The sequence below is a fragment of the Variovorax sp. LjRoot130 genome (assembly GCF_964253755.1).
In the GTDB taxonomy this organism is placed as follows: Bacteria; Pseudomonadota; Gammaproteobacteria; order Burkholderiales; family Burkholderiaceae_C; genus Variovorax.
Genome location: NZ_CAXURM020000001.1, coordinates 5,764,234 through 5,787,016, shown reverse-complemented (window position 1 = coordinate 5,787,016; position 22,783 = coordinate 5,764,234). Strand labels below are relative to the sequence as shown.

25 protein-coding genes are annotated in these 22,783 nt (G+C 68.7%); 10 read left to right on the top strand and 15 right to left on the bottom strand.

Annotated features, from left to right (window positions below; genetic code table 11):
- Positions 1-57: 57 nt before the first annotated feature.
- Positions 58-816, bottom strand: coding sequence for an SDR family oxidoreductase (locus ACSQ86_RS28650; RefSeq protein ID WP_436310132.1), 759 nt, complete (start codon positions 814-816; stop codon positions 58-60).
- Between the two features lie 111 nt (positions 817-927).
- On the opposite strand from ACSQ86_RS28650, the gene ACSQ86_RS28645 reads away from it, so the two are divergent.
- Positions 928-1,830 (top strand): LysR family transcriptional regulator, encoded by a 903-nt coding sequence (locus ACSQ86_RS28645; protein ID WP_436310131.1) that lies wholly within the window; start codon positions 928-930, stop codon positions 1,828-1,830.
- A 109-nt stretch (positions 1,831-1,939) separates the two neighbouring features.
- A complete protein-coding gene (locus tag ACSQ86_RS28640) occupies positions 1,940-3,082 on the top strand; it encodes a YihY/virulence factor BrkB family protein (RefSeq protein ID WP_436310130.1) in 1,143 nt (380 codons plus the stop codon).
- On the opposite strand, the gene ACSQ86_RS28635 is transcribed toward ACSQ86_RS28640, so the two are convergent.
- The 3 genes from ACSQ86_RS28635 to ACSQ86_RS28625 form a co-directional block, all read right to left on the bottom strand.
- Positions 3,057-4,040 (bottom strand): SDR family oxidoreductase, encoded by a 984-nt coding sequence (locus ACSQ86_RS28635; RefSeq protein WP_436310129.1) that lies wholly within the window; start codon positions 4,038-4,040, stop codon positions 3,057-3,059. The genes ACSQ86_RS28640 and ACSQ86_RS28635 overlap by 26 nt on opposite strands.
- Before the next feature lie 231 nt (positions 4,041-4,271).
- Positions 4,272-4,775: a CinA family protein gene (locus ACSQ86_RS28630; protein WP_436310128.1), complete on the bottom strand. Its 504-nt coding sequence runs from the start codon at positions 4,773-4,775 to the stop codon at positions 4,272-4,274.
- Positions 4,762-5,580: an SDR family NAD(P)-dependent oxidoreductase gene (locus ACSQ86_RS28625; protein ID WP_436310127.1), complete on the bottom strand. Its 819-nt coding sequence runs from the start codon at positions 5,578-5,580 to the stop codon at positions 4,762-4,764. Before ACSQ86_RS28625 ends, ACSQ86_RS28630 begins: the two co-directional genes overlap by 14 nt.
- Before the next feature lie 226 nt (positions 5,581-5,806).
- On the opposite strand from ACSQ86_RS28625, the gene ACSQ86_RS28620 reads away from it, so the two are divergent.
- On the top strand, positions 5,807-6,439 hold the full coding sequence (locus tag ACSQ86_RS28620) for a response regulator (protein WP_093108518.1): 633 nt from the start codon (positions 5,807-5,809) through the stop codon (positions 6,437-6,439).
- Between the two features lie 11 nt (positions 6,440-6,450).
- Here ACSQ86_RS28620 and ACSQ86_RS28615 read toward each other — a convergent pair whose 3' ends face one another.
- Both ACSQ86_RS28615 and ACSQ86_RS28610 read right to left on the bottom strand, forming a co-directional pair.
- Entirely contained in the window at positions 6,451-7,527 is a 1,077-nt protein-coding gene (locus ACSQ86_RS28615; RefSeq protein ID WP_436310126.1) for an extracellular catalytic domain type 1 short-chain-length polyhydroxyalkanoate depolymerase, read from the bottom strand.
- A 25-nt stretch (positions 7,528-7,552) separates the two neighbouring features.
- Positions 7,553-7,975: a CopG family transcriptional regulator gene (locus ACSQ86_RS28610; RefSeq protein ID WP_093108520.1), complete on the bottom strand. Its 423-nt coding sequence runs from the start codon at positions 7,973-7,975 to the stop codon at positions 7,553-7,555.
- Positions 7,976-8,192: 217 nt separating this feature from the next.
- On the opposite strand from ACSQ86_RS28610, the gene ACSQ86_RS28605 reads away from it, so the two are divergent.
- From ACSQ86_RS28605 to ACSQ86_RS28595, 3 genes are all read left to right on the top strand, one after another.
- Positions 8,193-8,588, top strand: coding sequence for a c-type cytochrome (locus ACSQ86_RS28605; RefSeq protein ID WP_436310125.1), 396 nt, complete (start codon positions 8,193-8,195; stop codon positions 8,586-8,588).
- A gap of 325 nt (positions 8,589-8,913) precedes the next feature.
- On the top strand, positions 8,914-11,238 hold the full coding sequence (locus ACSQ86_RS28600) for a helicase C-terminal domain-containing protein (RefSeq protein WP_436310124.1): 2,325 nt from the start codon (positions 8,914-8,916) through the stop codon (positions 11,236-11,238).
- A gap of 71 nt (positions 11,239-11,309) precedes the next feature.
- On the top strand, positions 11,310-11,618 hold the full coding sequence (locus ACSQ86_RS28595) for a plasmid stabilization protein (protein ID WP_436310123.1): 309 nt from the start codon (positions 11,310-11,312) through the stop codon (positions 11,616-11,618).
- Between the two features lie 9 nt (positions 11,619-11,627).
- Here the strand turns inward: ACSQ86_RS28595 and ACSQ86_RS28590 are convergent, their stop codons facing one another.
- Entirely contained in the window at positions 11,628-11,816 is a 189-nt protein-coding gene (locus tag ACSQ86_RS28590; protein ID WP_436306060.1) for a hypothetical protein, read from the bottom strand.
- Positions 11,817-11,916: 100 nt separating this feature from the next.
- On the opposite strand from ACSQ86_RS28590, the gene ACSQ86_RS28585 reads away from it, so the two are divergent.
- Together ACSQ86_RS28585 and ACSQ86_RS28580 are read left to right on the top strand one after the other, a co-directional pair.
- Positions 11,917-13,116: a M20 aminoacylase family protein gene (locus tag ACSQ86_RS28585; protein ID WP_436310122.1), complete on the top strand. Its 1,200-nt coding sequence runs from the start codon at positions 11,917-11,919 to the stop codon at positions 13,114-13,116.
- Between the two features lie 15 nt (positions 13,117-13,131).
- On the top strand, positions 13,132-14,127 hold the full coding sequence (locus ACSQ86_RS28580; protein ID WP_436310121.1) for a tripartite tricarboxylate transporter substrate-binding protein: 996 nt from the start codon (positions 13,132-13,134) through the stop codon (positions 14,125-14,127).
- On the opposite strand, the gene ACSQ86_RS28575 is transcribed toward ACSQ86_RS28580, so the two are convergent.
- From ACSQ86_RS28575 to ACSQ86_RS28565, 3 genes are all read right to left on the bottom strand, one after another.
- Positions 14,124-14,441, bottom strand: a complete 318-nt coding sequence (locus ACSQ86_RS28575) for a hypothetical protein (protein ID WP_436306057.1) — start codon at positions 14,439-14,441, stop codon at positions 14,124-14,126. The genes ACSQ86_RS28580 and ACSQ86_RS28575 overlap by 4 nt on opposite strands.
- 204 nt (positions 14,442-14,645) lie before the next feature.
- Entirely contained in the window at positions 14,646-15,554 is a 909-nt protein-coding gene (locus ACSQ86_RS28570) for a c-type cytochrome (protein ID WP_436310120.1), read from the bottom strand.
- On the bottom strand, positions 15,551-16,507 hold the full coding sequence (locus ACSQ86_RS28565) for a VOC family protein (RefSeq protein WP_436310119.1): 957 nt from the start codon (positions 16,505-16,507) through the stop codon (positions 15,551-15,553). The genes ACSQ86_RS28570 and ACSQ86_RS28565 overlap by 4 nt, the downstream gene beginning before the upstream one ends.
- Before the next feature lie 54 nt (positions 16,508-16,561).
- Between ACSQ86_RS28565 and ACSQ86_RS28560 the strand changes: the two genes are divergently transcribed.
- Positions 16,562-17,284 carry a TetR/AcrR family transcriptional regulator gene (locus tag ACSQ86_RS28560; protein WP_436310118.1) on the top strand — a complete coding sequence of 241 codons (723 nt, stop codon included), beginning with the start codon at positions 16,562-16,564 and terminating at the stop codon, positions 17,282-17,284.
- Between the two features lie 49 nt (positions 17,285-17,333).
- Here the strand turns inward: ACSQ86_RS28560 and ACSQ86_RS28555 are convergent, their stop codons facing one another.
- From ACSQ86_RS28555 to ACSQ86_RS28535, 5 genes are all read right to left on the bottom strand, one after another.
- Positions 17,334-17,663, bottom strand: a complete 330-nt coding sequence (locus ACSQ86_RS28555) for a hypothetical protein (RefSeq protein WP_436306055.1) — start codon at positions 17,661-17,663, stop codon at positions 17,334-17,336.
- A gap of 58 nt (positions 17,664-17,721) precedes the next feature.
- Positions 17,722-17,892 (bottom strand): hypothetical protein, encoded by a 171-nt coding sequence (locus tag ACSQ86_RS28550; protein ID WP_170855639.1) that lies wholly within the window; start codon positions 17,890-17,892, stop codon positions 17,722-17,724.
- Between the two features lie 34 nt (positions 17,893-17,926).
- Entirely contained in the window at positions 17,927-19,324 is a 1,398-nt protein-coding gene (gene dbpA, locus ACSQ86_RS28545) for an ATP-dependent RNA helicase DbpA (protein ID WP_436310117.1), read from the bottom strand.
- A gap of 10 nt (positions 19,325-19,334) precedes the next feature.
- On the bottom strand, positions 19,335-19,604 hold the full coding sequence (gene infA / locus ACSQ86_RS28540) for a translation initiation factor IF-1 (RefSeq protein ID WP_028249914.1): 270 nt from the start codon (positions 19,602-19,604) through the stop codon (positions 19,335-19,337).
- Between the two features lie 401 nt (positions 19,605-20,005).
- Complete coding sequence (locus ACSQ86_RS28535; protein WP_436310116.1) at positions 20,006-21,232, bottom strand: MFS transporter; 1,227 nt, start codon at positions 21,230-21,232, stop codon at positions 20,006-20,008.
- 82 nt (positions 21,233-21,314) lie between these two features.
- On the opposite strand from ACSQ86_RS28535, the gene ACSQ86_RS28530 reads away from it, so the two are divergent.
- On the top strand, positions 21,315-22,766 hold the full coding sequence (locus tag ACSQ86_RS28530) for a PLP-dependent aminotransferase family protein (protein WP_436310115.1): 1,452 nt from the start codon (positions 21,315-21,317) through the stop codon (positions 22,764-22,766).
- Positions 22,767-22,783: the final 17 nt, after the last annotated feature.

The window sequence follows — 22,783 nt, the reverse complement described above, 5'->3', positions numbered from 1 at the left end:
CTGGCGAAAGCCCCAGGTCCTTGCGGCCTGGGGCCTTTTTTGATGCCGGCGAGAAGCTCAGAACTCCTGCGACACCGGCCGCAGCACCACCTCGTTGATGTCCACGTTGGCCGGCTGCTCGACGGCATAGACCACCGCGCGCGCCACCGAATCCGCCGGAATCTGGTTCGCGTCGTAGAAGGCCTTCACGCCCGCCGCGCTCTCGGGGTCGCTGCTGCCGTGCTTGAGTTCCGACTCGACGGCACCGGGCGACACGATGGTCACGCGCACGCCGCTGTTGCCGACTTCGACGCGCAAGCCTTCGGAGATCGCCCGCACCGCATGCTTGGTCGCGCTGTACACCGTGCCGATGGGCGTGAACACCTTCAGCCCCGCGATCGAGGCGACGTTGACGATGTGACCGCTGCCCTGCGCCTTCATGCGCGGCAGCACGGCCGCGATGCCGTAGAGCACGCCCTTGATGTTGACGTCGATGGTGCGGTCCCATTCGTCGACCTTGAGCTTGTCCAGCGGCGACAGCGGCATCACGCCGGCGTTGTTGACCAGCACGTCGATGCGGCCGAAGGTTTCGACGGTCTTGGCGGCCAGCTTCTCGAGGTCGGCGTGCCTGGCGACGTCGGTCGCGACCGCGATGGCCTCGCCGCCGGCTTCGCGGATCTCGGCGACGACCTGCTCGAGCCGGTCGGTGCGGCGTGCCGCGAGCACGACCTTGGCGCCGCGTGCGGCCAGGTGGCGCGCCGTCGCTTCGCCGAGCCCGCTGCTCGCGCCGGTGACGATGGCGACCTTGCCTTGGATGTTGTCTTGAACGGATGTCATGGTGTTTTCCTTTGGTGGGTGGGTTGAACAGACGCCCTCAGTGTGGAAAATCCGGGCGTTCCCGTAAATGAAACTCTGGCGAGTTCAGAATTCGCCAATTAGGAACACTCCATGTCCAACCGTCTCGAAGCCCTGCGCGTGTTCTGCACCGCCGCCGATGCCGCGAACTTCCGCGATGCGGCGATCCGGCTGTCGGTCTCGCCGCAGGTGGTGACGCGCGCGGTGCGCGAGCTCGAAGAAGAGCTGGGCGAGTCGCTGTTCCACCGCAGCACGCGCGGCGTGCAGCTCACCGACTTCGGCCGCCAGCTGGCCGAGCGCGCACGTGCAGCGGTCGGCGGCGTGGACCAGCTCTTTCATCGCATCGATCGCCGTGCGTTGTCGCAGCACGCGGGTACGGTGCGCGTGGCGGCGCCCAGCGTGCTCGGCCGCCGGCTGATTCCGCAGGCACTGGCGCCGATGCTGGCGGCGCATCCGGGCCTCACGCTGGACCTGCGTCTCTCGGAGCAGCTGGCCGACGTGGTGAGCCAGCAGATCGACGTCGGCGTGCGCGCCGGCCCCTTGCGCGACAGCCGCTTCGTCGCCAAGCCGGTCGGCAGGATGGCGCTGCGCGTGGTCGCGGCGCCTTCGCTCATCGCGCGCACGGGCGTGCCGCAAAGCATCGACGAACTCGCGCGCCTGCCGCTCACGGCGCTGATCGACCGCAGCTCCGGCCGCCCGTGGCCCTGGCCCTTCAGCAGGGGGCGGCAAATGACGGTGTCGGCGCCCGCCTTCGTCACCGACGACACCGACGCCGAATGCGCCGCCGTGCTGGCCGGCCTGGGCTTCGGCCAACTCGTCGCGCCGCTGGCCGAGCCGGGGCTGCAGTCGGGCGCGCTGGTGCCGGTGCTCGATGCGGAGGCGCCGGAGCCCTGGCCTGTCTACGTCTACCGCGTGCAGCGTTCGCCGGTGCCGGCGCGGGTGCGGCTCGTGTACGACGAGCTGGTGCGGGTGCTGGGCGGCGTGTCGAAGCACTAGCAGCGACGGCGTGGGGCGTGAGCCGCCGCCTACTCCAAGTCGCAAGCTTGGCGCATGGCGCATCGGTGTGCGGAGAAAGACATTGCGTCCACGACGACAGTCGCCCGCCATGAAAGCCAAGCAGCTCTTCGACCTGTGCCGCAAGGCCGTCATGGCCTGGGTCGACGACTACGCGCCGAGCATGGGCGCGGCCATCTCCTACTACACGATCTTCTCGCTGGCGCCCTTGCTGGTGATCGTCATCGCGATCGCCGGCGCGCTCTTCGGGCGCGAGGCGGCGCAGGGCCAGATCGTGGCGCAGGTCTCGGGGCTGGTGGGGCGCGAGGGCGCCGTCGCGGTGGAGTCGCTGCTGCGCAGCGTCGACGAGCCCGGCAAGGGGCTGGTCGCCGGCCTGATCAGCATGGTCGTGCTGCTGATCGGCGCCACCACCGTCTTCGCCGAACTGCAGAGCGCGCTGGACCGCATCTGGCACGTGCCCGAAAGAGAAAAACCCTCGGGCGTGTGGGCCGTGCTGCGCGCGCGGCTGCTGTCCTTCGGCCTGATCCTGGGACTGGCCTTCCTGCTCATGGTGTCGCTGCTGGTGAGCGCGGCGCTGGCCGCCTTCGGCAGCTGGTTCGGCGGCCTGGTGCCGGGCTGGGAGCTGATGCTGCAGTCGCTCAACGTCCTGATTTCGCTGGGCATCGTCACCGTGCTGTTCGCGATGATCTTCAAGCTCATGCCCACGGCACGCATCGCGTGGCGCGACGTCTGGATCGGCGCCGGCGTCACGGCCGTGCTGTTCGAGCTCGGCAAGCTCGCGATCGGGCTCTATCTCGGCAAGAGCGGCGTCAACGAATCCTTCGCCGCGGCGGGCTCGCTGGTGGTGCTGGTGGCCTGGGTCTACTACGCGGCGCAGATCTTCCTGCTGGGCGCCGAGTTCACCAAGGTCTATGCCAGCGAGCATGGTTCCGTCTCGGGCGTCAAGGCGGTGGCGGCCACCGAGGCGAGTGCGGCCGAGGACGCGGCCGGCACCGATCGTGTGGACGGCAGCGCGGCGGTGGCATCGGTCGAAACGCCGCCGCCGCCGCCCGACTATTCGGGGCTGGGCCGCACGGCCGCGGCGCAGGCGGAGATCGACTGGCGCGTGGCGCGCGCCAGCGCCGTGCTGATCCGCCAGCTGCTGCTGCTCGGCGCCGTGACGCTCGGCAACGTGCTGGCTTCGCGCTGGTACCGGCACCGGCGCCGCGCTAAACCGCGCCCACGCTCCCGGTGATCGGCAGCACGATGCCCGTGATGTAGCTCGCGCAGCACGGTGCCGCGAGGAACACGTAGGCGGGCGACATCTCTTCGGGCTGCGCGGGCCGCTTCATGTCGGTGTGCTTGCCGAAGTTCTGCACCTCCTCGGCCGGTCGATCGGAGGGGTTCAGCGGCGTCCACACAGGCCCCGGCGCGATCGCGTTGACGCGGATGCCGCGGTCCAGCAGGTTGCTCGCGAGCGACTTGGTGAAGGCATGGATCGCGCCCTTGGTGGTGGCGTAGTCCAGCAGCTGCGGGCTGCCCTCCAGCCCGGTGACGGAGCCGGAGTTGATGATCGAGCCGCCCTTGCGCAGGTGCGGGACCGCGGCGCGCGCCATCTGGAAGTAGCCGTAGATGTTGGTCTTGAAGGTGAGGTCGAGGCGTTCGTCGGTGATGTCCTCGATGCTCGCCGCATGCAGCTGGAAGGCCGCGTTGTTGACCAGGATGTCGAGCTTGCCGAAGGCCTGCACGGTCTCTTCCACCGCGCGCTTGCAGAAGGCCGGGTCGCGCACGTCGCCGGGGATCAGCACGCAGTGCTTGCCCTCGGCCTCGACGCAGCGCTTGGTCTCCTCGGCATCGACCTGCTCTTCATCGAGGTAGACGATCGCGACCTCCGCGCCCTCGCGCGCATACAGCAGCGCCACCGCGCGGCCGATGCCCGAGTCGCCGCCGGTCACCAGCGCCACCATGCCGTCGAGCTTGCCGCTGCCGAGGTAGCCCGAGGCCTTGAAGCGCGGCTGCAGGTCCATCTCGACTTCGAGCCCGGGCTTCTTGAGATGCTGCGCCGGCATCGGGTTCTCGGGCTCGGGGCGGTGGCCGGCCTGCACCGGCTTCTTGCTCTTGGGCTTGTCGGGCGCGCGGTCCTTGGCGTCCTGTTCGCGCTGCACCTTGCGCTGTTGCACGGCGACATCGCCGGAATCGGAAGAAGAAGTCATGGCTGTGTGCTCCTGCGGATGAGGGGTTGCTGCAAACCACCGTAGACAGCAGCCGTCCCGCACCTTGTCGTCCAAGGCCGCGTCCACCGCGCAGACTCGACGAAGTCCCACAGCGCGGCGCGGCACCGGCCGATGAAGCTGCTGGGCTGGCTCGCCACGGCCGCGATGGCGCCCGCCTCGCTCGCGCTGCTGGTCGTTTCGGTCGGCTGAGCGGAAGCGGGCCTTTCTTCTTCAGTGCTTGAAGCGCCGGTGGTAGAGCGCGATGCGCTCCAGCGCGTAGTCCGCAGCAGCCTCGCGGATCTCGTTGCGGCGGCCGATGAAGCGCTGCGTCTCGGTGAAGATCTGCGTGCGCTTGCCTTCGCGGAAGGCCCACGCGAAGCACTGGGTTCCGGGCCTGGACGCCGGGTCGGCATCGTCGGCCACGCCGGTGTTGGCGATGGCCAGGTTCGCGTCGCTGTGCTTGAGCGCGCCGCGGGCCATCTCCAGCGCCACCGGTTCGCTCGTGAGGTTGTAGCGGTCGATGGTCCCGGCACTCACGCCCAGGTAGCGCTGCTTGGCCTTGGGGTCGTACACCACGAAGGCCGACTCCAGCACCTGGCCCGCACCCGGCACCTCGGCCAGGCGCGAGGCGATCAGGCCCGCGGTGCAGGACTCGGCCGTCACCAGCACCAGGCCGTGATCTCCGAGGTACTCCGCGGCGGCCTTGGCCGCTGCAGTGCCGTCACCGTTCGGCATGGCCGGCGCGCTCCGGCTCGCGTGCGCTTCCGGGTTGGGCCAGCTTGCGGTGCTGCTCGGCCAGCGTGTCGGACGGCGTCACATGGGCGAGCGCGGCCTGCATCTTGTTCTTCCAGCCCGCGATCACGTCGGCCTCGCCTTTCATCATGGCCTCGAAGCCAACCTTGGCCACCTCGGCCGGGTCGGCCTTGTCCTCCTGCTGGGCCAGCTTGGTGTCGAGCATGTGGGCGCGCGCGAAGAAGTGCGTGTCGGTCACGCCCGGCATCAGGCAGCTCACCGTGACGCCGGTGTCCTTGAGCTCGTTGCGCAGCGCGAAGGAGAAGGAGTCGATGAAGGCCTTGGTGGCGTTGTAGACGGCCTGGAAGCTGCCGGGCTGGAAGCCGGCGATCGAGCCGGTGATCAGGATGCGGCCCTGGCCGCGCTCCTTCATGTGGCGCGCCACGCGCTGCAGCAGGTAGATGGTGCCGGTGATGTTGGTATGGATCACGTGCTGGACCGCGGCGAAGTCCTGGTCGAGAAAGGCGCCGCCGAGGCCGTGCCCCGCATTGGCGAAGAGCGCATCGATGTTGCGCTCCCCGGCGGCGAGCAACAGCTTGTCGACGCCCTCGCGCATTGCGAAGTCCGCCTGCACGCTGGTCACCTCGGCGCCCAGCATGCGCAGCTCGCCCGCGGCCTGCTCGAGCGGCTCGTCGGCACCGATCACGAGGTCGAAGCCGTTCTGCGCCGCCTGCTTGGCCAGATGGAGGCCGATGCCCGAAGAGGCGCCCGTCACGAGCGCGAGGGGGCGAAGGTCTGAGGATTCCATGGCGTATTCCTCGAGATGAAGTGAGCGATGTCCCGGAAGCTACGCAGCGCCTGGGCATGCGGATGTCGGACGGCATCGGGTTCGGGATGCCCGGAAACCCGACGCTTCGACCTACGCATGCGCGGGCGGTGCCCTCACGCGCGCGCCCGAGCCTGGACCGCATCCTCCGTCAGGGCCTCGCGCTTGACTTCTCGAGCGTTTCCCGTGGCCCGCGAGGAGCAATCGGATGATCAAGATCGGCATCGTGGACGACCACGCCATCGTGCGTACGGGGCTGCGCGACTTTTTTTCCCAGCACGTGGACCTGCGCGTGGTCGGCGAAGCCGCCAGCGGGCGCGAGGCGATCGAGCTGGTGCGCACCACGGAGATCGACGTGCTCGTCATGGATCTCTCGATGCCCGGACAGAGCGGCATCGATGCCATCGCGATGATCCGCGCCAAGGCGCCGGGGGTCGGCATCCTCGTCCTGAGCGGCTACCCCGAGGAGCACTACGCGATGAACCTGATCCGCCAGGGCGCGAGCGGCTATCTCAACAAGGAATGCGAGCCGATGGAGATCGTGAACGCGATTCGCCTCGTCTCGCTGGGCCGCCGCTACATCACGCCCGGCGTGGCCGAACTGCTGGCGCGCCAGCTCGATCGCAAGAACGACGCCGCGTCGCACGAGCAGCTGTCGGAACGCGAGTTCCAGGTCTTCCTCAAGCTGGCCAAGGGCGAGACCGCGGGCAACATCGCGAATCACCTGTCGCTGTCGGTGAAGACCGTGAGCACCTATCGCACGCGCATGATGGAGAAGATGAATCTCTCTTCCAACAGCGACCTGACGTACTACGCGCTGAAGAACCGGTTGATCGACTGAGCCCCCGGCGATCAGTGCGCCGGCAGCCGCGGATGCTCGAAGAAGAAGCGCAGCATCTCGGCGCTGGCGTCGGGGCCCCGGCCATCCGTATAGGAACCCTTGGCGCTGCCCCCCGACCACGCGTGAGCGCCGCCATGGACCACCCAGTGTTCGGCCACCACGCGCCCGTCGGCCGAGCGGTGCGAATGCCGGGTTGCGCCGCGACCGCCGTTGCTCTGCACATGTTCGACGTCGACGGAGGTCGTTTTCCCCACGCTGGCGGCCATGACCTGAGCGCCGTTGTTCGCATGGACGGTGGCGTCTGCATCGCCGTGGAAGACGATGGTCGGCACGCCGCTGGCCACATCGCCCTGGATCGCGCCGCCGGCCTTCATCGCCATCAAAGCAGCCGGCAGGTCGGATGCGACACCCGCTGCCAGGCCGGAGTGGACCCCGACCGCCGCGAACAGGTCGGGATACGCTTCACCCAGGATCGCGGCCATCGCGCCGCCCGCCGACAGCCCGGCGACGTAGACGCGCTGGGGGTCGATCGCGTGACGCGCCATCACATCGCGTGTCATGCCCGCCAAGAGCGCGGGCTCGCCGCGGCCGCGTTGCTGATGGCTGTGCTTGAACCAGTTCCAGCAACCCTGTGGATTCGCCTGGCGCGACTGCGCCGGATACAGCACGAAGAAGCCCTGCGCCAGCGCAGCCTCGTTCATCGCCGTGCCGGCGGCGAAATCGTCGGGATCCTGGGTGCAGCCATGAAGCATCACGACCAATGGCAGCGCGCGTTCGCCGGCCTGCGGCGGGACGAAGAGCTTGTAGTCGCGGCGGCCGGCTGCGTCGGCAAAGCTGCCGGCGATAAAACTGCCCGAAGCGGGTACATCGACGTACGCGGCCGGCGCCTCCAGATCGACGCCCGCCGGCCGGCGCTCAGGCACTCGCCGGGCCTCGACGTCGATCACGTCCGGCATTTCGCTCATCGTCGGCTGCGCGAGTCCCATGCGGCCCAGCGCGGCCTGGATCGCAGCGGTTGCCGCGTGAAGGTCGCCCGCCCGGGTCATCCGGCTCGCTTCCGCCATCAGATGCTTGAAGTCAGGGTTCATCTTGGTCTTTCAGAGGGGTTGGGGTTCAGCCGATGCGTCCGGCGAGCGCAGCCTTCACGGCCGGACTCGCGTGCAGCGCCCCCAGCACGGTGATGGACTCGATGGTGGCCAGCGCCAGCGCAGGGGTGACGTCGAGAGCGATCGCAGCCAGTCCCAGCACGCGGATTTGCAAGGTCTCACCGGCCGCTTGAACGGCTTGCAGGTCGGCAGCGGAGTAGTGCTGGATGCCAAGCACCAGGGCTTTGCGCGAGACGACCTGCCGCACGACGTCGATCTGCGTGGCCAGCTGGTTTCGGATCGCGGTGCGGATCAGGTCGGTGCGGTTGGCATAGAAGCCTTCCTGCACCAGCAGGTCGATTTGCCCGAGATCGACGCAGCCCACGTTGATCGTGATCTTTTCGTCGACCGGCTTTGCGGCGGAGGCCAGGGTGGCGCTTTTTCGTGGCATGGCGCCATCCTAGCACCATCCAAGTGGATGGTTTTTATCTTCCCTTCCAAGGCCACTGTATATCTGCTTAGCTCCAGCGGAGGGCAATCTACTGGATAAACGTCCATAGTTAGCGGCGGTCAGGAAGACCACGCACCATTCCTAGCTGCTGTATTGCGCCATAGCTCCTTTGTCGCTTCAATACGCTCTCCAGGCCGGTGACCACTCGGAGCGCTAGATGAATGCCATTGCTCTGCAAGCTCTGACGATCCTTGTTCTGATGGTCGGCTTTCAACCTGCGCGTGCGACGGACGTGTCGCGCGCGGAGAATCTGTTTCGTGCCAAGTGCGCGGCATGTCATTCGATCGCCTGCAATCGGAACGGCCCAAAACTTGAAGGCGTCTTCGGACGCCGCGCGGGCAGCGTGGCCGACTACAAGAACTACACCGAAGAACTCAAGAACTCCGGAATCGTGTGGTCTGACGACACCCTCGACGCGTTCATTCGTGACCCAGGCAAGCTCGTTCCGGGAACTTCCATGACCGCGGCCGGCCAGATCGAGGGCGCGAAGGATCGACGAGACATCGTCAGGCACATTCGTCGGCAAGACAAACGAAGCGATCTCTGTCTCTAGCAAGGCGCGGGCCGCAGATGGCCGGCCAATACCCGACCTACCTGGCGTCATCTTTTCGCGGTGTAGCTCAGTTGGTGGAGCGTCGCGCGAAGAGGCTGGCGCTTCTCAGGCGCGTCGCTCAAAGCATGACAGTGCCCGGGACCTCTCCGACGAAGAACTGCTCAATCGCGCGCCCAGCTACGCGGCCACATCGACGAGGGTCAGAGGCCGCCTTCGCGCTGCACTGTCGTCGCTTGCGCCTAGCGCGGAAGCGTGGATGCGCATCCAGTGCTCGGCCGTTTGCTGGAGCTACGCGGATACCCCTCATACTCATACAGATCACGGCATGCGCACCGAACCCGCTTCTTTCACTGCCACTGCGCCGACCCTTGCGGTCTCGGTGAAATCGCTGTGCGCCTTCGCCGCGAAGGCGGGCGATCTCGATCTGCGCTTCGTGCCCGCGCCGAGCGCGCAGGAAGGCATTGCCGGGCATCGCCTGGTGCAGGGCCGGCGCGATGCCGACTACGAGAGCGAGGTGGCGCTCGCCTCGCGCTTCGGCCGGCTGCAGGTGCGCGGGCGCGCCGACGGCTACGACGCCGGGCGCTGCAGGCTGGAAGAGATCAAGACCTTTCGCGGCGAGTTCGCGGGCATCCGCTCGAACCATCGCGCACTGCACTGGGCGCAGGCCAGGGTCTACGGTTGGATGCTGTGCGAAGAGCGTTCGCTGCCCGACATCGAGGTCGCGCTGGTGTACCTCGAACTCGCGACCGGCGAGGAGTTTGCGCTGGCCGAGAGCTGGACGCGCGAGGCGCTTTGCGAGGACTTCGAGGCGCTGTGCGGGCGCTACCTCGCATGGGCCGAGCAGGAGGCCGGCCATCGCGCGGAACTCGACGAAGCGCTCGCCGGGCTGGCCTTTCCGCACGCCGGGTTCCGGCACGGTCAGCGCGAGCTGGCGCAAGCCGTCTACCGCTCGGCCGCCTCGCGGCGCTGCCTGCTGGCGCAGGCGCCCACCGGCATCGGCAAGACGGTGGCCACCCTGTTCCCGCTGCTCAAGGCGCGCCCTTCGGAGCACATCGACAAGATCTTCTTCCTCACGGCCAAGACCTCGGGCCGGGCGCTCGCGCTCGACAGCCTGCGCCTGCTCGCTGGCGAGAACGCGCCGCTGCGCGTGCTCGAACTCGCGGCGCGCGAGAAGGTCTGCGAGTACCCGGGCCGAGCCTGCCACGGCGAGGCCTGCCCGCTCGCGCGCGGCTTCTACGACCGCCTGCCCGCGGCTCGCGCCGAAGCCGCGCAAGCGGGCTGGCTGGACCGCGAGGCCACGCGCCGCATCGCGCTGTCGCACCAGGTCTGTCCCTACTTCCTGGCCCAGGAGATGACTCGCTGGAGCGACGTGATCGTGGGCGACTACAACTACTACTTCGACAGCAGCGCCTTCCTCTACGCGTTGACGAAAGAGGAAGAGTGGCGCGTGGCGCTCCTGGTCGACGAGGCGCACAACCTGCTGGGCCGCGCGCGCGGCATGTACAGCGCAGAGCTGGAAACCGGGGCCTTGGCGGAGGCGCGGCGCCATGCACCGGCCGGCCTCAAGCCGGTGCTGGGCAAGCTGCAGCGCGAGTGGACGCTGCAGCAGCGCGACCAGGCCGTCGCCTACCAGGTGCACGAGGCCATTGCCGAGCGCTTCGAGCGCGCCTTGCAGGAGGCGGTCTCGGCCATGGCCGAGCACTTCGCCGCCCGTCCCGACGAAGCGGAAGGTCCGCTGCAGCGCTTCTTCTTCGATGCGCTGCACTTCCTGCGCCTGGCCGATTCCTTCGGCACGCATTCGGTCTTCGAATCCACTCTCGGCGAAGGCGGTGCCGCGGCGCTGGCCATCCGCAACCTGGTGCCGGCGCCCTTCCTCGAACAGCGCTTCGCCGATTGCGCGTCGGCTGCCTGCTTCTCGGGCACGCTCGCGCCTTTTTCCTTCTACCGCGACACGCTGGGCCTGCCGCAGGACACGGCCACGCTGGACGTCGACTCGCCCTTTCGTAGCGAACAATTGACGGTGCGCGTGGCCATGCACGTCTCGACGCGCTTTCGCGACCGCGGCCGCTCGCTCGCGGCGCTCATCGACATCATCGGAGGCCAGTTCACCGAGCGCCCGGGCAACTACCTGGCCTTCTTCAGCAGCTTCGACTACCTGGACAGCGCCTTGCAGGCCTTCGCGGCACGGCACCCCGGCGTGCCCGTGTGGGCACAGTCGCGCGGCATGCGGGAGCCCGAGCGCGAGGCCTTCCTCGCGCGCTTCGCGCCCGGCGGCCAGGGCATCGGCTTCGCGGTGCTCGGCGGCGCTTTCGGCGAGGGCATCGATCTGCCGGGCGACCGGCTGGTCGGTGCCTTCGTCGCCAGCCTGGGCATGCCGCAGCACAACGAGGCCAACGAGATCATGCGCGAGCGCATGCAGGCGCTGTTCGGCGACGGCTACGAGTACACCTATGTCTATCCGGGGCTGCAGAAGGTGGTGCAGGCCGCCGGACGCGTGATTCGAAGCGAAGAGGACGCGGGCGTGCTGTACCTGCTCGACGACCGCTTCGCGCAGCAGGAGATCCGCGCGCTGCTGCCGGGCTGGTGGCATGTGCAGCCCTTGTTCGGGCGCGCCGAGCCCGGTGAGCCATCGCCGACGCAGAGGCGGTAAGCCGGCCTGCGCTACCGGTGATTCGTGAAGCGCAGCCTTGCCGTATTCCAGGTCTTACGAAAGGAATCGTCATGCCAAGAGGTGACAAGTCGTCCTATTCGGACAAGCAGAAACGCAAGGCCGAGCACATCGAGGAAGGCTACGAGAAACGCGGCGTCGCAAAGGGTGAAGCCGAGCGGCGCGCATGGGCCACCGTGAACGCGGAGACCGGCGGCGGCAAGAAGAGCGGCTCGGGCCGCGGCAAGGCCGAGAGCCATGCGCCCTCGCGCAAGGGCGGCCACATCGGCGGTTCGGCCTCCGCCAGCCGGAGCGCCGCGGAGCGCTCGGCCTCGGCGAAGAAGGCCGCCGCCACGCGCAAGCGCGACGCCGCACGCGCCTGAGCGCGACGCTCAGGGCTCCGGCTGCGGCAGGCCGCCCTTGCCGAGTTCGGCCAGCTGCAGCTCGATGGCGAACAGGCGCTCGTTGAGGATCGCGGTCTGAAGCCGCAGGGCCTCGATGATGGCGCGCGTCTGGGGGTCGGGCGCGTTGTTCGACAGCTCCTGCAGCTCGTGCAGTTTTCTGCGCAGCTCGTTGCTCATGGCGGGCCTTCATCGGATCGGTGATGCGCCATCCTAGGCCGGGACGCGCGCCGGGCCAAGCTGCGTCAGAATCCGTGGCTTCTTCCCCACGACCGCCGCCATGAACCTCGCCGATTCCTTCGCAGACGTCAGCCGCTTCGTCGACATTCGCCGCGACATCCACGCGCATCCCGAGCTGGGCTTCGAAGAGCACCGCACCTCCGAGAAGGTCGCCAAGCTGCTCGCCGAATGGGGCATCGAGGTGCACCGCGGCATCGCCGGCACCGGGCTGGTGGGCGTGCTGCGCCAGGGCACAGGCACGCGCAGCATCGGCCTGCGTGCCGACATGGATGCGCTGCCGCTTGCCGAGGCCAACGAGTTCGCCCACAAGTCCACCCACGCGGGCCGCATGCATGCCTGCGGCCACGACGGCCATACGACGATGCTGCTGGCGGCCGCATGGCACCTGGCGCAGAAGGGCAGCCGCTTCGACGGCACGGTGAACTTCATCTTCCAGCCGGCCGAAGAGATGGGCAAGGCGGGCGCCAAGAAGATGATCCAGGACGGGCTCTTCGACCGCTTCCCCTGCGACGCGGTGTTTGCGCTGCACAACTTTCCCGTGGGCGAGGTCGGCCGCTTCGCGCTCAACGAAGGCGCGCTCATGGCCTCGAGCAACACCTACAAGATCACGATGCGCGGCCGCGGCACGCATGCCTCGATGCCGCACACGGGCATCGACCCGGTGGGTGCCGTCGTCGCGCTGGCGCAGGCGCTGCAGACCCTGGTGCCGAAGACCATCGCGAGCACCGAGCGCGCGCTGCTCGCGGTCACGCAGCTGCAAGGCTCCGACGCGCCGAACGTGATTCCCGACGTCGCCACGCTGGGCGGCACGGTGCGCACCTTCTCGATTCCCGCGCTGGACCGAATCGAGGAGCGCCTGCGCACGCTGGCCCAGGGCATCGCGCAGGCGCACGAGTGCACGGCCGAGGTGAGCTTCGTGCGCGCCTCGCCGCCGGTGGTCAACCACAAGGCCGAGGCGCAGTTCGCGGCGAGCGTGATGCGCGAGGTGGTGGGTGAGGACATGGTGACCGACGACTTGCCCGCAGTGATGGGCGCCGAGGACTTCGCCCACATGCTGCTCGCGCGGCCGGGCTGCTATGCCTTCCTCGGCAACGGCGATGGCGACCACCGGCTCGAAGGCCACGGGCCCGGTCCTTGCATCATCCACAACACGTCTTTCGACTTCAACGACGAGATCATTCCGATCGGCGCCAGCTACTTCGTGAAGCTGGTGGAGCGCTGGCTTCCGGCCGGCACCTGAACTTCCAGAACAACCATGACGAAAGCGGCCGCTGCGATGTCCCACCTGTTCACCCGACGTTCCCTGGCCGCCTTCGCCGCGGCCGGCCTGCTGGCCCTGGCGGCCGCGGCGCCCGCGCATGCGCAGCGCGTGATCCGCATCGTGGTGCCCTTCGGCACCGGCGCCGTGCAGGACACGGTGGCGCGCGCCTTCAACAACGAGCTGGGCACGGCGCTCAATGCCAGCGTGATCGTCGAGAACCGCGCGGGCGCGGGCGGTACGGTGGGCGCGGCGATCGTCGCCAAGGCGCCGGCCGACGGCAACACGCTGGTGTTGGCTGCGGCCAGCCACCACATCGCGGGCCATCTCTACAGCAAGCTGCCCTACGACCCGCTCAAGGACTTCGTCGGCGTGGCCAGCATCGGCAATGCCGGCTACGTGGTCGCGGTGTCGAGCGACATGAAGGTGTCGAACACGGCGGAGTTCATTCGCGAGGTGAAGGCGAATCCGGGCAAGTACAACTACGCCTCGGCCGGCAACGGCAGCGCCACGCACCTCGCGATGGCCTCCTTCCTCGCCAAGGCCGGTCTGCAGATGACGCACATCCCGATGAAGTCCACCGGCGAGGCGGTGAACGAGGTGCTGGCCGGCCGCGTGCAGGCGGTGACTTCGTCGAGCATCGGCGTGATCGGCCTGCAGGGCGACGCGCGCATCACGCTCTTGGCCTCCACCGGCAGGGTCCGCAGCCCCTTCCTGCCCAAGCTGCCGACCGCGATGGAGAGCGGCCTGCCGGGCTACGAGTTCGATTCGTGGATCGGCCTGCTCGCACCGGCCGGCACGCCCAAGGCCGAGGTCGACAAGATCAATGCGGCGCTCAACAAGGTGATCGCCGAGCCGGCGATGCAGGAGCGCTTGACGCGCCTCGGCGTCGAGCCGCGCAGTTCCGGCGCCGAGGATTTCCAGAAGCTGCTGCGCGCCGACTGGGACGCGATGGGCGTGGTGGTCAAGGCCTCGGGCGCGAAGATCGATTAGGGCGTGAGCTCGACGTGGTGCGCGCAGTGCGGCACCACGATGCGGCCGAGGTGCGTCAGGCCCGGCTTGCCGGCATCGCCCACGCGCCAGACTTCGATGCCGCCGGCGGGCGTGCTGCCGTCCGCGTATTCGAAGACCGTCGCCAGAAAATGCCGGCCGGCGGCATCGAAGCTGCCGCCCTCCGGCAGCATGCCCTCGAAGGGATAGTCGCCCACCTTGGCGAGTGCGCTGCGGCCGGGGTCGAAGCTGAAATAGCTGATCGAAGCCTGCTTGGTGTAGCGCGGCGAATCGGGTGCGAAGGCGGTTTCGCGCATGTTCACCGTCGCGATGTGGCGGCCGTCGCGACTGATCGCGAGGCCCTCGGACGACCGGTCGCGCTGTCCACACTGGCCACGACTTCGTGCCGGGCCGCGGGACCCGTGCGCTCGCGCTGTGCGAGCTTGATCAAGGACAGGCGCGACGGCGTTGCAGGCAAGCGGCCTTCCACGTCCCTGGCTTCGCGAGGCGCTCGCGGGACGCTAACCCTGCGGACTGGGCGGCAGGCTCTTCAGGTACAGGAAGAGCGCGCGCACGTCGGTGTCGTTCATCTGGCCGAGCGATCCGAAGGGCATGACCTTGATCGGCGTGCCGTCGGGCCGGTTGCCGGTCTTGAACATGCGCGCGAAGGTATCGGCGTCGGCATAGTGCGTCATGGACGTGCGTTCGCCAGGCGTCAGGTTGGCCGCGGCCGGCCAGTCGGGCGGGCCGCCGGGAATCTTGCCGCCGTTGAGCTTGACGCCGTGGCAGCCCAGGCACATGTTGGCCACGTAGGCGCCGTGCGCCACGCTCACGCCGTCGGGCACCGGCTGCGCGGGCGGCAGCGTGTGATCGATCTTCGAGGCGGCGTCGTGCATCAGTCCGAAGCCGTAGAAGGCGCGCACCGGCAGCGGCAGGTCGAGTACCGCCGCACCGCCCGCGGCGGGCTCCATCTTGCGGATGTAGCCGACCAGGGAGGCGAGGTCTTCGTCGGTGAAGCGGTTGTAGTCCTCGCTCGGCATCACCATCAGCACGCGGCCCTTGGGGTCGACGCCGTGGCGGATGGCGCGCACCCAGTCTTCCGGCGCGTAGCCCGCGACCACGCTGCCGGGGCCGGGGCTGATGTTGGGCCCGGCGATGCGCATGCCCTTGCCGTCGTCGAGGAACATCCTGCCGTTGCCCTGGGCGCCGTGGCAGTCGACGCAGCCGCGCGAGGCGTAGAGATAGCGACCGCGTTCGAGCGCGGCCGCGTCTTCGCGGACGGGCACGGCCTTCACCGCGACCTCGAGCTTGCGCTGCATCTTGTGGCGGGCCAGCTGGTCGCCGGCGAACAGGGCGGCGGCGGCGAGGGCGACGAGGATCAGCAGGGCCAGGGCGCCGCGCTTGAGCCAGCGCTTGGTCGTTGTCGTCATGCGAGCTCCTTCGCCTGGCGCGGTGCGCCGGACATCTTCTGCGTGATCAGCCCGGCGGCCATCTTCAATTGCAGGCGCAGCTTCGGCTTGTGGCCCCAGGCGCTGGTGACATCGGTGTGCTGTGTTTCCCAGCCCGTGGGGTCAATGGTCTGCGTGCCGGCGCCGATCTCGAAGTCGAAGCCCGAGGGCGTGGCGCCGTAGAAGGAGAAGGTGCCGTCGGGATCGGGATGCTGGCCGAGTTCCAGCGAGAGCGGCACCTTGTGGCGGCGCGCTCGCTCGAAGGCGATGCCGATGTCGCTGAGCCGCTCGGCCTGCAGCATGAAGTGGTGGATGCGCTTGGACAGCGGCATGTCGAACAGCGCGATCGAGTGATGCCTGCGGTTGCAGTGCAGGAACACGCCGCGGATGTCCATCGGGCCGACACGCGTTGCGAGCCGCTCCGTCACGCCGAAGCCCAGCAGGCCGACGTAGAAGGCCTCCATCGCCGCCAGCTCGTGCGACACCAGCACGGCATGGCCCAGGCCCAGCTCGCCGGTGCGGAAACCTTCGGGAAAGGCCGGCGAGGCGAAAGGCTGCGCGGCGGCGGCCAGGCCGGTGAACAGCTCGACGCTGTTGCCGCAAGGGTCGGTGCAGCGATGAAGCCGCTGCACGCGGCGCGCACTGCGAAGCGCCGCGTCGGCTGCCGTCACTTCGATGCCGCCCTGGCGAAGGCGCTGCAGCAGGCTGTCTAGCACCTCGTCGTTCGCGCATTCGAGGCCCAGCGCCGCCAGGTCGTCGGTCGGGCCTTCCTGAACGATCAGCCGCTGGCAGGCTTCGTCGATCTGCCAGCCGAGGCTGCCGTCGATGTTGGCCGCAGGCGCGGCGAGGCCGAGCATGTGTTGGCAGAACGCCTCCCATCGAGGAAGACGGCGCGCTTCGAAGACCAGATAGCCGAGGCGGAGATCGGGAGGCATGGCAAACTCTCTATAAATGAAGGTTGGGGGCAAAAATGATGGATGTGTCTAAAAATGAATGATGTCCTGAATTTGGGCGACCCGTCCATACCACTTTTGCCAGAGGCCCTGGCCGAAAGTGTGTGGCGGCCCCAGCTGGGCCTGGCGAAGCGCGAGCGCACGCGGGTGCAGCTGGTGCAGGCGGCGATCCGGGTCTTCACGGCGCGCGGCTTCGCCGGCGCCACCATGCAGGAACTGGCGGCAGTCGCGGGCATGACGACCGGCACGGTCTACAACCACTTCAAGACCAAGGAGGAAGTCGCGAGCGCCGTCGCGCTGCTGCTGGCCGACACGCTGTGCCGCCGCATCGCCGACAGCCAGCAAGGGATCGCCGAGGGCGCGCAGCGCATGGCGATCGGCAACCAGCGCTACATCTGGCTGGCCGAGCAGAGCCCGCAGTGGGCGCTGATGATGCTGGACGTGGCGGCCGCGGCGCCCGAGCTGCTGCTCGAGATCCGCGACTATGTGCTGGCCGACCTGCGCCTGGGCGTGAAGCAGAAGGCTTTTCGCATTCCCAACGAGGCGGCGGCGATGGACCTGATCAACGGCACCGTCGCACAGGCCATGCGCAGCGTGGTGCTGGGGCTGGCGCCGCCGAACCATGGCCGCGAGGTCGCGACCTGCGTGTTGCGCGGACTGGGCATGGAGCACGCCGTGGCCAAGGAAGTGGCGCATCGGCCGCTCCCGCCCTTTCCACTCATGGGCGAGGCGCCGGTTGCGCGCCACCGTTCCCCCTGAGCTTGTCGAAGGGTTTTCTTCGACAAGCTCAGGACAGGCCTCGACGGGCTCAGCCCGAACGGTGGGTGTGATGGTCGAGCGGCGGACAGTTCCAGCCGAGCAGCTCGGCCAGCCGCTGCACGATCCAGCCAGCCTCTGCCGCGGACACGCCGGCCTCGGGCGAGTTCAGCCCGGCATGGATGCGCAGGAGGATTTCTTCTTCCGACGGCACCTCGACGTGATGCAGCAGCTGCGCGTGCTGCACCAGGTGGTTGGCGAGGTCCTCGCACACTTCGTAGCGCGCCCGCACGGTGGCCAGCGGCTCACGCAGGCGCTGCCTCGCGTCGGTGTAGATCGCGAAGAAGGAAGGCGGGATGTGGATCTGGTAGTCGTCGGACATGAAAAACGCGCCCGAGGGCGCGTATTCCGGAGCTTGGACAATGAAGCGCGAGGCGCGTTCAGCCGCCCTTCTTGGCCCGCTTGCCCGGGTTCTTCTTGCTGCGGGTCGCGGTGCCGCGCTCGAGGCTGACCTTCTGGCCGCCACCCATCTTGGGCAGGCTGTAGCCGGGCATCGGAACGGGCTTGGGAGTGGCAATGCGATCTGCCTCGGTGCGGATTTTCTTGGTCATGGAAAGCTCGGATAAAAAAGGTCGAAGGGCGTAATTAAGCCACATCGTCGAGCAACCGTACCTTGACGGTCTTGCCCTTGACGCGGCCGGTGGAAAGCTTGTGCACGGCCTCGCGCGCGATGCGCCGATCGACCGCCACATAGGTGGAAAACTCGTTGACGTTGATCTTGCCGACCTGGTCGCGCGTGAAGCCGGCCTCGCCGGTGAGCGCGCCCAGCACGTCGCCGGCGCGGATCTTCTCCTTGCGGCCGCCGACGATCTGCAGCGTGGCCATGGCCGGCTGCAGGGGTTCGGCCTGCGCACTCGAGAGCTCGGCCAGCGGATGCCATTCGGATTCGCGGCTCTGCAACTGCTCGATCTTCCCAACGCTGCCCATCTCGTCCATGCTCGCCAGGCTGAGCGCCAGGCCTTCTGCATCGCCGCGGCCGGTGCGGCCGATGCGGTGGATGTGGATCTCGGGGTCGGGCGTGACATCGACGTTGATCACGGCTTCGAGCTGCGCAATGTCGAGCCCGCGCGCGGCCACGTCGGTGGCGACCAGCACCGAGCAGCTGCGGTTGGCGAACTGCACCAGCACCTGGTCGCGCTCGCGCTGCTCGAGTTCGCCGAACAGGGCCAGCGCGCTGAAGCCCTGCGCCTGCAGCACCTGCACCAGGTCGCGGCACTGCTGCTTGGTGTTGCAGAAGGCCAGCGTGCTCGGCGGGCGGAAGTGGTTCAGGAGCAGGCTCACGGCGTGCAGCCGTTCGCTGTCCTTCACCTCGTACCAGCGCTGGCGAATCTTGCCTTCCTCGTGCTGCACCTGCACCGTGATCTGCTGCGGGTTCTTCATGAACTGCGCGCTGAGCTGGGCGATGCCTTCGGGGTAGGTGGCGGAGAACAGCAGGGTCTGGCGCTCCTTGGGGCACAGGCGCGCGACCTTGGCGATGTCGTCGAAGAAGCCCATGTCGAGCATGCGGTCGGCCTCGTCGAGCACCAGCGTGTTGAGCGCTTCCAGATCGAGGCTGCCGCGCTCGAGGTGATCCATGATGCGGCCTGGCGTGCCGACCACGATGTGGGCGCCGTGCTCGAGGCTGGCGAGCTGCCCGCGCAATGCGACGCCGCCGCAGAGCGTGACCACCTTGATGTTCTCTTCGGCGCGCGCCAGGCGGCGGATCTCGGTCGTCACCTGGTCGGCCAGCTCGCGCGTCGGGCACAGCACCATGGCCTGCACCGCGAAGCGGCGCGGATTGAGATTGGCCAGGAGCGCCAGCGCGAAGGCGGCGGTCTTGCCGCTGCCGGTCTTGGCTTGCGCGATAAGGTCACGGCCGAGCAGCGCCGGCGGCAGGCTGGCCGCCTGGATCGGCGTCATCTGCAGATAGCCGAGCTGCTTCAGGTTCGCGAGCGTCTGCGGCGTCAGCGGCAGCGCGGCGAAGTCGGTGGCGGGACCCGTCACGGCAAGAGGATCAGCGGCGCTGCGAGTTGTTGCCGCTGTTGACCGGCGGCGGGCCGCGGCGTTCCAGGTGGCGGAAGGTGATGCGGCCCTTGGTCAGGTCGTAGGGCGACAGCTCCAGCGACACCTTGTCGCCGGCCAGGATGCGGATGTGGTGCTTGCGCATCTTGCCGCCGCTGTAGGCGATCAGCTGGTGACCGTTGTCCAGGGTCACGCGGTAGCGGGAATCGGGCAGCACTTCCGTGACTGCGCCGTTCATTTCGATCAGTTCTTCCTTGGGCATGAGGACTCCGAATAGTGTGTGTAGATGGTTCGAATCGGGCGCCTGCGCATTGCGACGCCGCAATGCGCGAACAAACAGTGAAACGGGCGCAGGCCGGGCCGGAAATGGCGCCCACCGGAGCGGACAGCGCGCTGTTCGCTTCAACGGTACGAAGGCAGTGGTGGCAATCATGGGCGCCCGGTCTGGCGCACCAACACACTGTGTGAGCCGGCTTGAGAGTGAAGGGCCTGGTATTCCAGGTCAGCCGGCTGAGTGACGAAATACTTCGTCGGGTATCGAAACGAACTCCGCATTCTAACCGAGATGGTATGACTGTTGCTTGGCAATGCACCGTCGGATCGAGGCGAAGGGCGGCAGATGCCGCCCTTCCTGCGTGAAGTGCTATCGAAAATGTAGCGAGCTCAGCGAGCGGAACGCGCTGCGCGCATCAGCAGCATCAGGCCCGCGAACTGGCAAGCCGAGCCGACCCAGCCGAGCGCGCCGACGCCGATCGCATCGATCGCCAACCCGCCGAGCGCGGAGCCGGACGCGATGCCGAGGTAGATCGCCGAGGCATTGAGCGAGAGCGTCATCGGCGCCTGCGCGGGTGCCAGGCGGATCAGCCGCATCGCCTGCGCCGGGCCGAAACCCCAGCCGGCAAAACCCCAGAGCGTCGCGAGCATGACGATCGCCGGCACGGCGGCCGAGCGCGGCAGGGCCTGCGCCGCCAGGGAGAGGCCGCCGAGGATCAGGACCAGCATCAGAGCGAAGGCCCGGGCGACGCGGTCGGCGTCGAAGCGGTCGGTGGCCCAGCCGCCGGCAGCGGTGCCGACGGCCGCGGCCACGCCGATCGCGCAAAGCACCGCGCCCACGCCTTCGGCGCCGAAGCCCAGCGTCTGCGTGAGGAAGACCGAGATGTAGGTGTAGAAGCTGAAGCCGCCGGTGGCCCACAGCACCGTGGTCAGCAGCGCGGGCAGCAGGCCCGGCTGGCGCGCCGCGGCGAGGGCCGGCGAGCGGGCTTCATTGTCTTGGGCTTCGCGCGGCAGTTGCCTCGGCAGGCCGTTGGCGAGGCCCAGTGCGCCGAGTGCCGCGAGGATGGCGACCAACAGATAGGCCATGCGCCAGCCGCCCCAGCCCGCGATCCAGGCGCCGAGCGGCACGCCGAGCGCGACGGCGACGGTGCCGCCGCCGGTCACCACGGCCAGTGCGCGGCCGCGCAGGCTCGGAGCGGTCAGCGAGGCCGCGACCGCGCTTGCGGTCGGCAGGAACACGCCGGCCGTGAGCCCGAGCACAACGCGCACCAGCGCCAGCTGCGCGAAGCTCTGCGCCAGCGAGCCCGCGAGCGCGATCGCCGCAAAGGCGGCCAGGCCCGCGATCAGCAGCCGGCGGCGCTCGACGCGCGCGAACAGCGCCGCCATCAGCGGCGAGCCGATCGCATAGCTCAGCGCGAACAGCAGGACCAGCTGGCCGGCGCGGGCCGCGCTCACTTGCAGATCGGCGGCCAGCAACTGCAGCAGGCCCGCGATCATGAAGCTCTCGGTGCCGATCGCGAAGGCGCCGAGCGCGAGCCAGGCGAGGCTCCATGGCAGGCGATGGGCGGGCGTTGCTGCCGGTGCGGCGAGGGGCTGGGTGGCGCAGAGTTCGGTCATCTCGTACTCCTGGTGAGGTTCTCGATGGTTTGAGAATAGGATTGAAAGTGGACCAAAAAAAGATCCACAATCGACGAACTTCATGGAGCCAATTTTCGAACTGGCCATCGGCTTCCCGCCCGAGGGATCGCGCGATCTGCTGCGCGCGGTGCACCGGCAGCTGCGCGCCGCCATCCTCGACGGCCGGCTGCAGCCCGGCCTGCGCCTGCCGGCCTCGCGCGCGCTCGCGGCCACGCTCGGCATCTCGCGCAACACCGTGGTCGCGGCCTACGATCTGCTGCTGAGCGAGGGCTATCTGCTGGCGCGGCCGGGCGCCGGCACCTATGTGGCCGACACGCTGCCGCGTCCGCGGCGCGCGCCGGCTGCTGTCGCCGGCCGGCCCGAGCGGCCCGATGCGCGGCTGGTTCCCCTGCGCAGCCCGCGCATGGCGCGCGAGCCCGTGCTGCACACCGCGCCGGCGCGCGACGACTTCCGCGTCGGCCTGCCCGAGGCCGGCGCCTTTCCCTTCGACATCTGGCGGCGGCTCTCCGACCGCGCGCTGCGCGCGATCACCCGCGTGCCGGCCGACTACGCCGATCCACAGGGGCAGCCCGCGTTGCGCGAGGCGATCGCGCGGCATGTGTCTTTCACGCGGGCGGTGGCCTGCGCCGCGGCCGACGTGGTCGTCACCGCTGGCGCGCAGCAGGCCTTCAACCTGCTGGCGCGCATCCTGGTTGTGCCGGGCCGCACGGTGGTGGCGGTCGAGCAGCTGTTCTATCCGCCGCTGGGCCAGGCCATGACGGCAGCGGGCGCCAGGCTGGTGGCGGTGCCGCTCGACGGCGAGGGCTTGCGCGTCGATCGGCTGCCGTCGGATGTGCGCGTGATCTGCGTGACGCCTTCGCACCAGTTCCCGCTCGGCACCGTCATGTCGCCGCGCCGCCGCGCCGAGCTGCTCGCCTTCGCGCGCGAGCGTCGCGCGGTGGTGATCGAGGACGACTACGACAGCGAGTTCCGCTTTGCCGGCCGTCCGCTCGACGCGCTGCAGACGCTCGACCGCGCCGGCTCGGTCTTCTACGTCGGCACCTTTTCGAAAAGCCTCTTCCCGGCGCTGCGCCTGGGCTTCGTGGTCGCGCCGCCGTGGGCGCGCGCGGCACTGGTGCAGGCGCGCGAACTGGCCGACTGGCACAGCCCGGCGCTGGCCCAGGATGCGTTGGCCGCCTTCATTGCCGAAGGACACCTGGCGCGCCACATCCGCAAGATGCGCCGCGTCTATGGCGAGCGGCGCACCGTCCTGCTGGAGGCGCTTTCCAGGCATGCAGCCGGGCGGCTCGAGCTGATTCCGTCGGAGGCCGGGCTGCATCTGTCGGCCTGGCTGCGCGGGCGCGGCCGTGCCGAGACGGTGGTGGAACGCGCGGCCGGCGCGGGCATCGCGCTGTCTTCGCTGGGGCGCTATGCGCTGGCGGGAACGGGCACGAACGGGCTGGCGTTCGGCTATGGGTTGATCGATGCGCAGCGGATCGAGGAGGCTGTCCAGCGCCTGGTGGGGTTGATGTAGTCGGCCACTTGCGAGCT

Excerpts from the sequence above, each read along its gene's own strand:
- ACSQ86_RS28560 (WP_436310118.1), top strand. The coding sequence starts at position 16,562 with ATGAATGATGTCCTGAATTTGGGCGACCCGTCCATACCACTTTTGCCA.
- ACSQ86_RS28595 (WP_436310123.1), top strand. The coding sequence starts at position 11,310 with ATGCCAAGAGGTGACAAGTCGTCCTATTCGGACAAGCAGAAACGCAAG.
- ACSQ86_RS28530 (WP_436310115.1), top strand. The coding sequence starts at position 21,315 with ATGGAGCCAATTTTCGAACTGGCCATCGGCTTCCCGCCCGAGGGATCG.
- ACSQ86_RS28630 (WP_436310128.1), bottom strand. The coding sequence starts at position 4,775 with ATGCCGAACGGTGACGGCACTGCAGCGGCCAAGGCCGCCGCGGAGTAC.
- ACSQ86_RS28650 (WP_436310132.1), bottom strand. The coding sequence starts at position 816 with ATGACATCCGTTCAAGACAACATCCAAGGCAAGGTCGCCATCGTCACC.
- ACSQ86_RS28605 (WP_436310125.1), top strand. The coding sequence starts at position 8,193 with ATGAATGCCATTGCTCTGCAAGCTCTGACGATCCTTGTTCTGATGGTC.
- ACSQ86_RS28585 (WP_436310122.1), top strand. The coding sequence starts at position 11,917 with ATGAACCTCGCCGATTCCTTCGCAGACGTCAGCCGCTTCGTCGACATT.
- ACSQ86_RS28625 (WP_436310127.1), bottom strand. The coding sequence starts at position 5,580 with ATGGAATCCTCAGACCTTCGCCCCCTCGCGCTCGTGACGGGCGCCTCT.
- ACSQ86_RS28590 (WP_436306060.1), bottom strand. The coding sequence starts at position 11,816 with ATGAGCAACGAGCTGCGCAGAAAACTGCACGAGCTGCAGGAGCTGTCG.
- ACSQ86_RS28580 (WP_436310121.1), top strand. The coding sequence starts at position 13,132 with ATGACGAAAGCGGCCGCTGCGATGTCCCACCTGTTCACCCGACGTTCC.
- ACSQ86_RS28575 (WP_436306057.1), bottom strand. The coding sequence starts at position 14,441 with ATGCGCGAAACCGCCTTCGCACCCGATTCGCCGCGCTACACCAAGCAG.
- ACSQ86_RS28645 (WP_436310131.1), top strand. The coding sequence starts at position 928 with ATGTCCAACCGTCTCGAAGCCCTGCGCGTGTTCTGCACCGCCGCCGAT.
- ACSQ86_RS28550 (WP_170855639.1), bottom strand. The coding sequence starts at position 17,892 with ATGACCAAGAAAATCCGCACCGAGGCAGATCGCATTGCCACTCCCAAG.
- ACSQ86_RS28610 (WP_093108520.1), bottom strand. The coding sequence starts at position 7,975 with ATGCCACGAAAAAGCGCCACCCTGGCCTCCGCCGCAAAGCCGGTCGAC.
- ACSQ86_RS28555 (WP_436306055.1), bottom strand. The coding sequence starts at position 17,663 with ATGTCCGACGACTACCAGATCCACATCCCGCCTTCCTTCTTCGCGATC.
- ACSQ86_RS28600 (WP_436310124.1), top strand. The coding sequence starts at position 8,914 with ATGCGCACCGAACCCGCTTCTTTCACTGCCACTGCGCCGACCCTTGCG.
- ACSQ86_RS28635 (WP_436310129.1), bottom strand. The coding sequence starts at position 4,040 with ATGACTTCTTCTTCCGATTCCGGCGATGTCGCCGTGCAACAGCGCAAG.
- ACSQ86_RS28565 (WP_436310119.1), bottom strand. The coding sequence starts at position 16,507 with ATGCCTCCCGATCTCCGCCTCGGCTATCTGGTCTTCGAAGCGCGCCGT.
- ACSQ86_RS28620 (WP_093108518.1), top strand. The coding sequence starts at position 5,807 with ATGATCAAGATCGGCATCGTGGACGACCACGCCATCGTGCGTACGGGG.
- ACSQ86_RS28535 (WP_436310116.1), bottom strand. The coding sequence starts at position 21,232 with ATGACCGAACTCTGCGCCACCCAGCCCCTCGCCGCACCGGCAGCAACG.
- infA (WP_028249914.1), bottom strand. The coding sequence starts at position 19,604 with ATGCCCAAGGAAGAACTGATCGAAATGAACGGCGCAGTCACGGAAGTG.
- ACSQ86_RS28570 (WP_436310120.1), bottom strand. The coding sequence starts at position 15,554 with ATGACGACAACGACCAAGCGCTGGCTCAAGCGCGGCGCCCTGGCCCTG.
- ACSQ86_RS28615 (WP_436310126.1), bottom strand. The coding sequence starts at position 7,527 with ATGAACCCTGACTTCAAGCATCTGATGGCGGAAGCGAGCCGGATGACC.
- ACSQ86_RS28640 (WP_436310130.1), top strand. The coding sequence starts at position 1,940 with ATGAAAGCCAAGCAGCTCTTCGACCTGTGCCGCAAGGCCGTCATGGCC.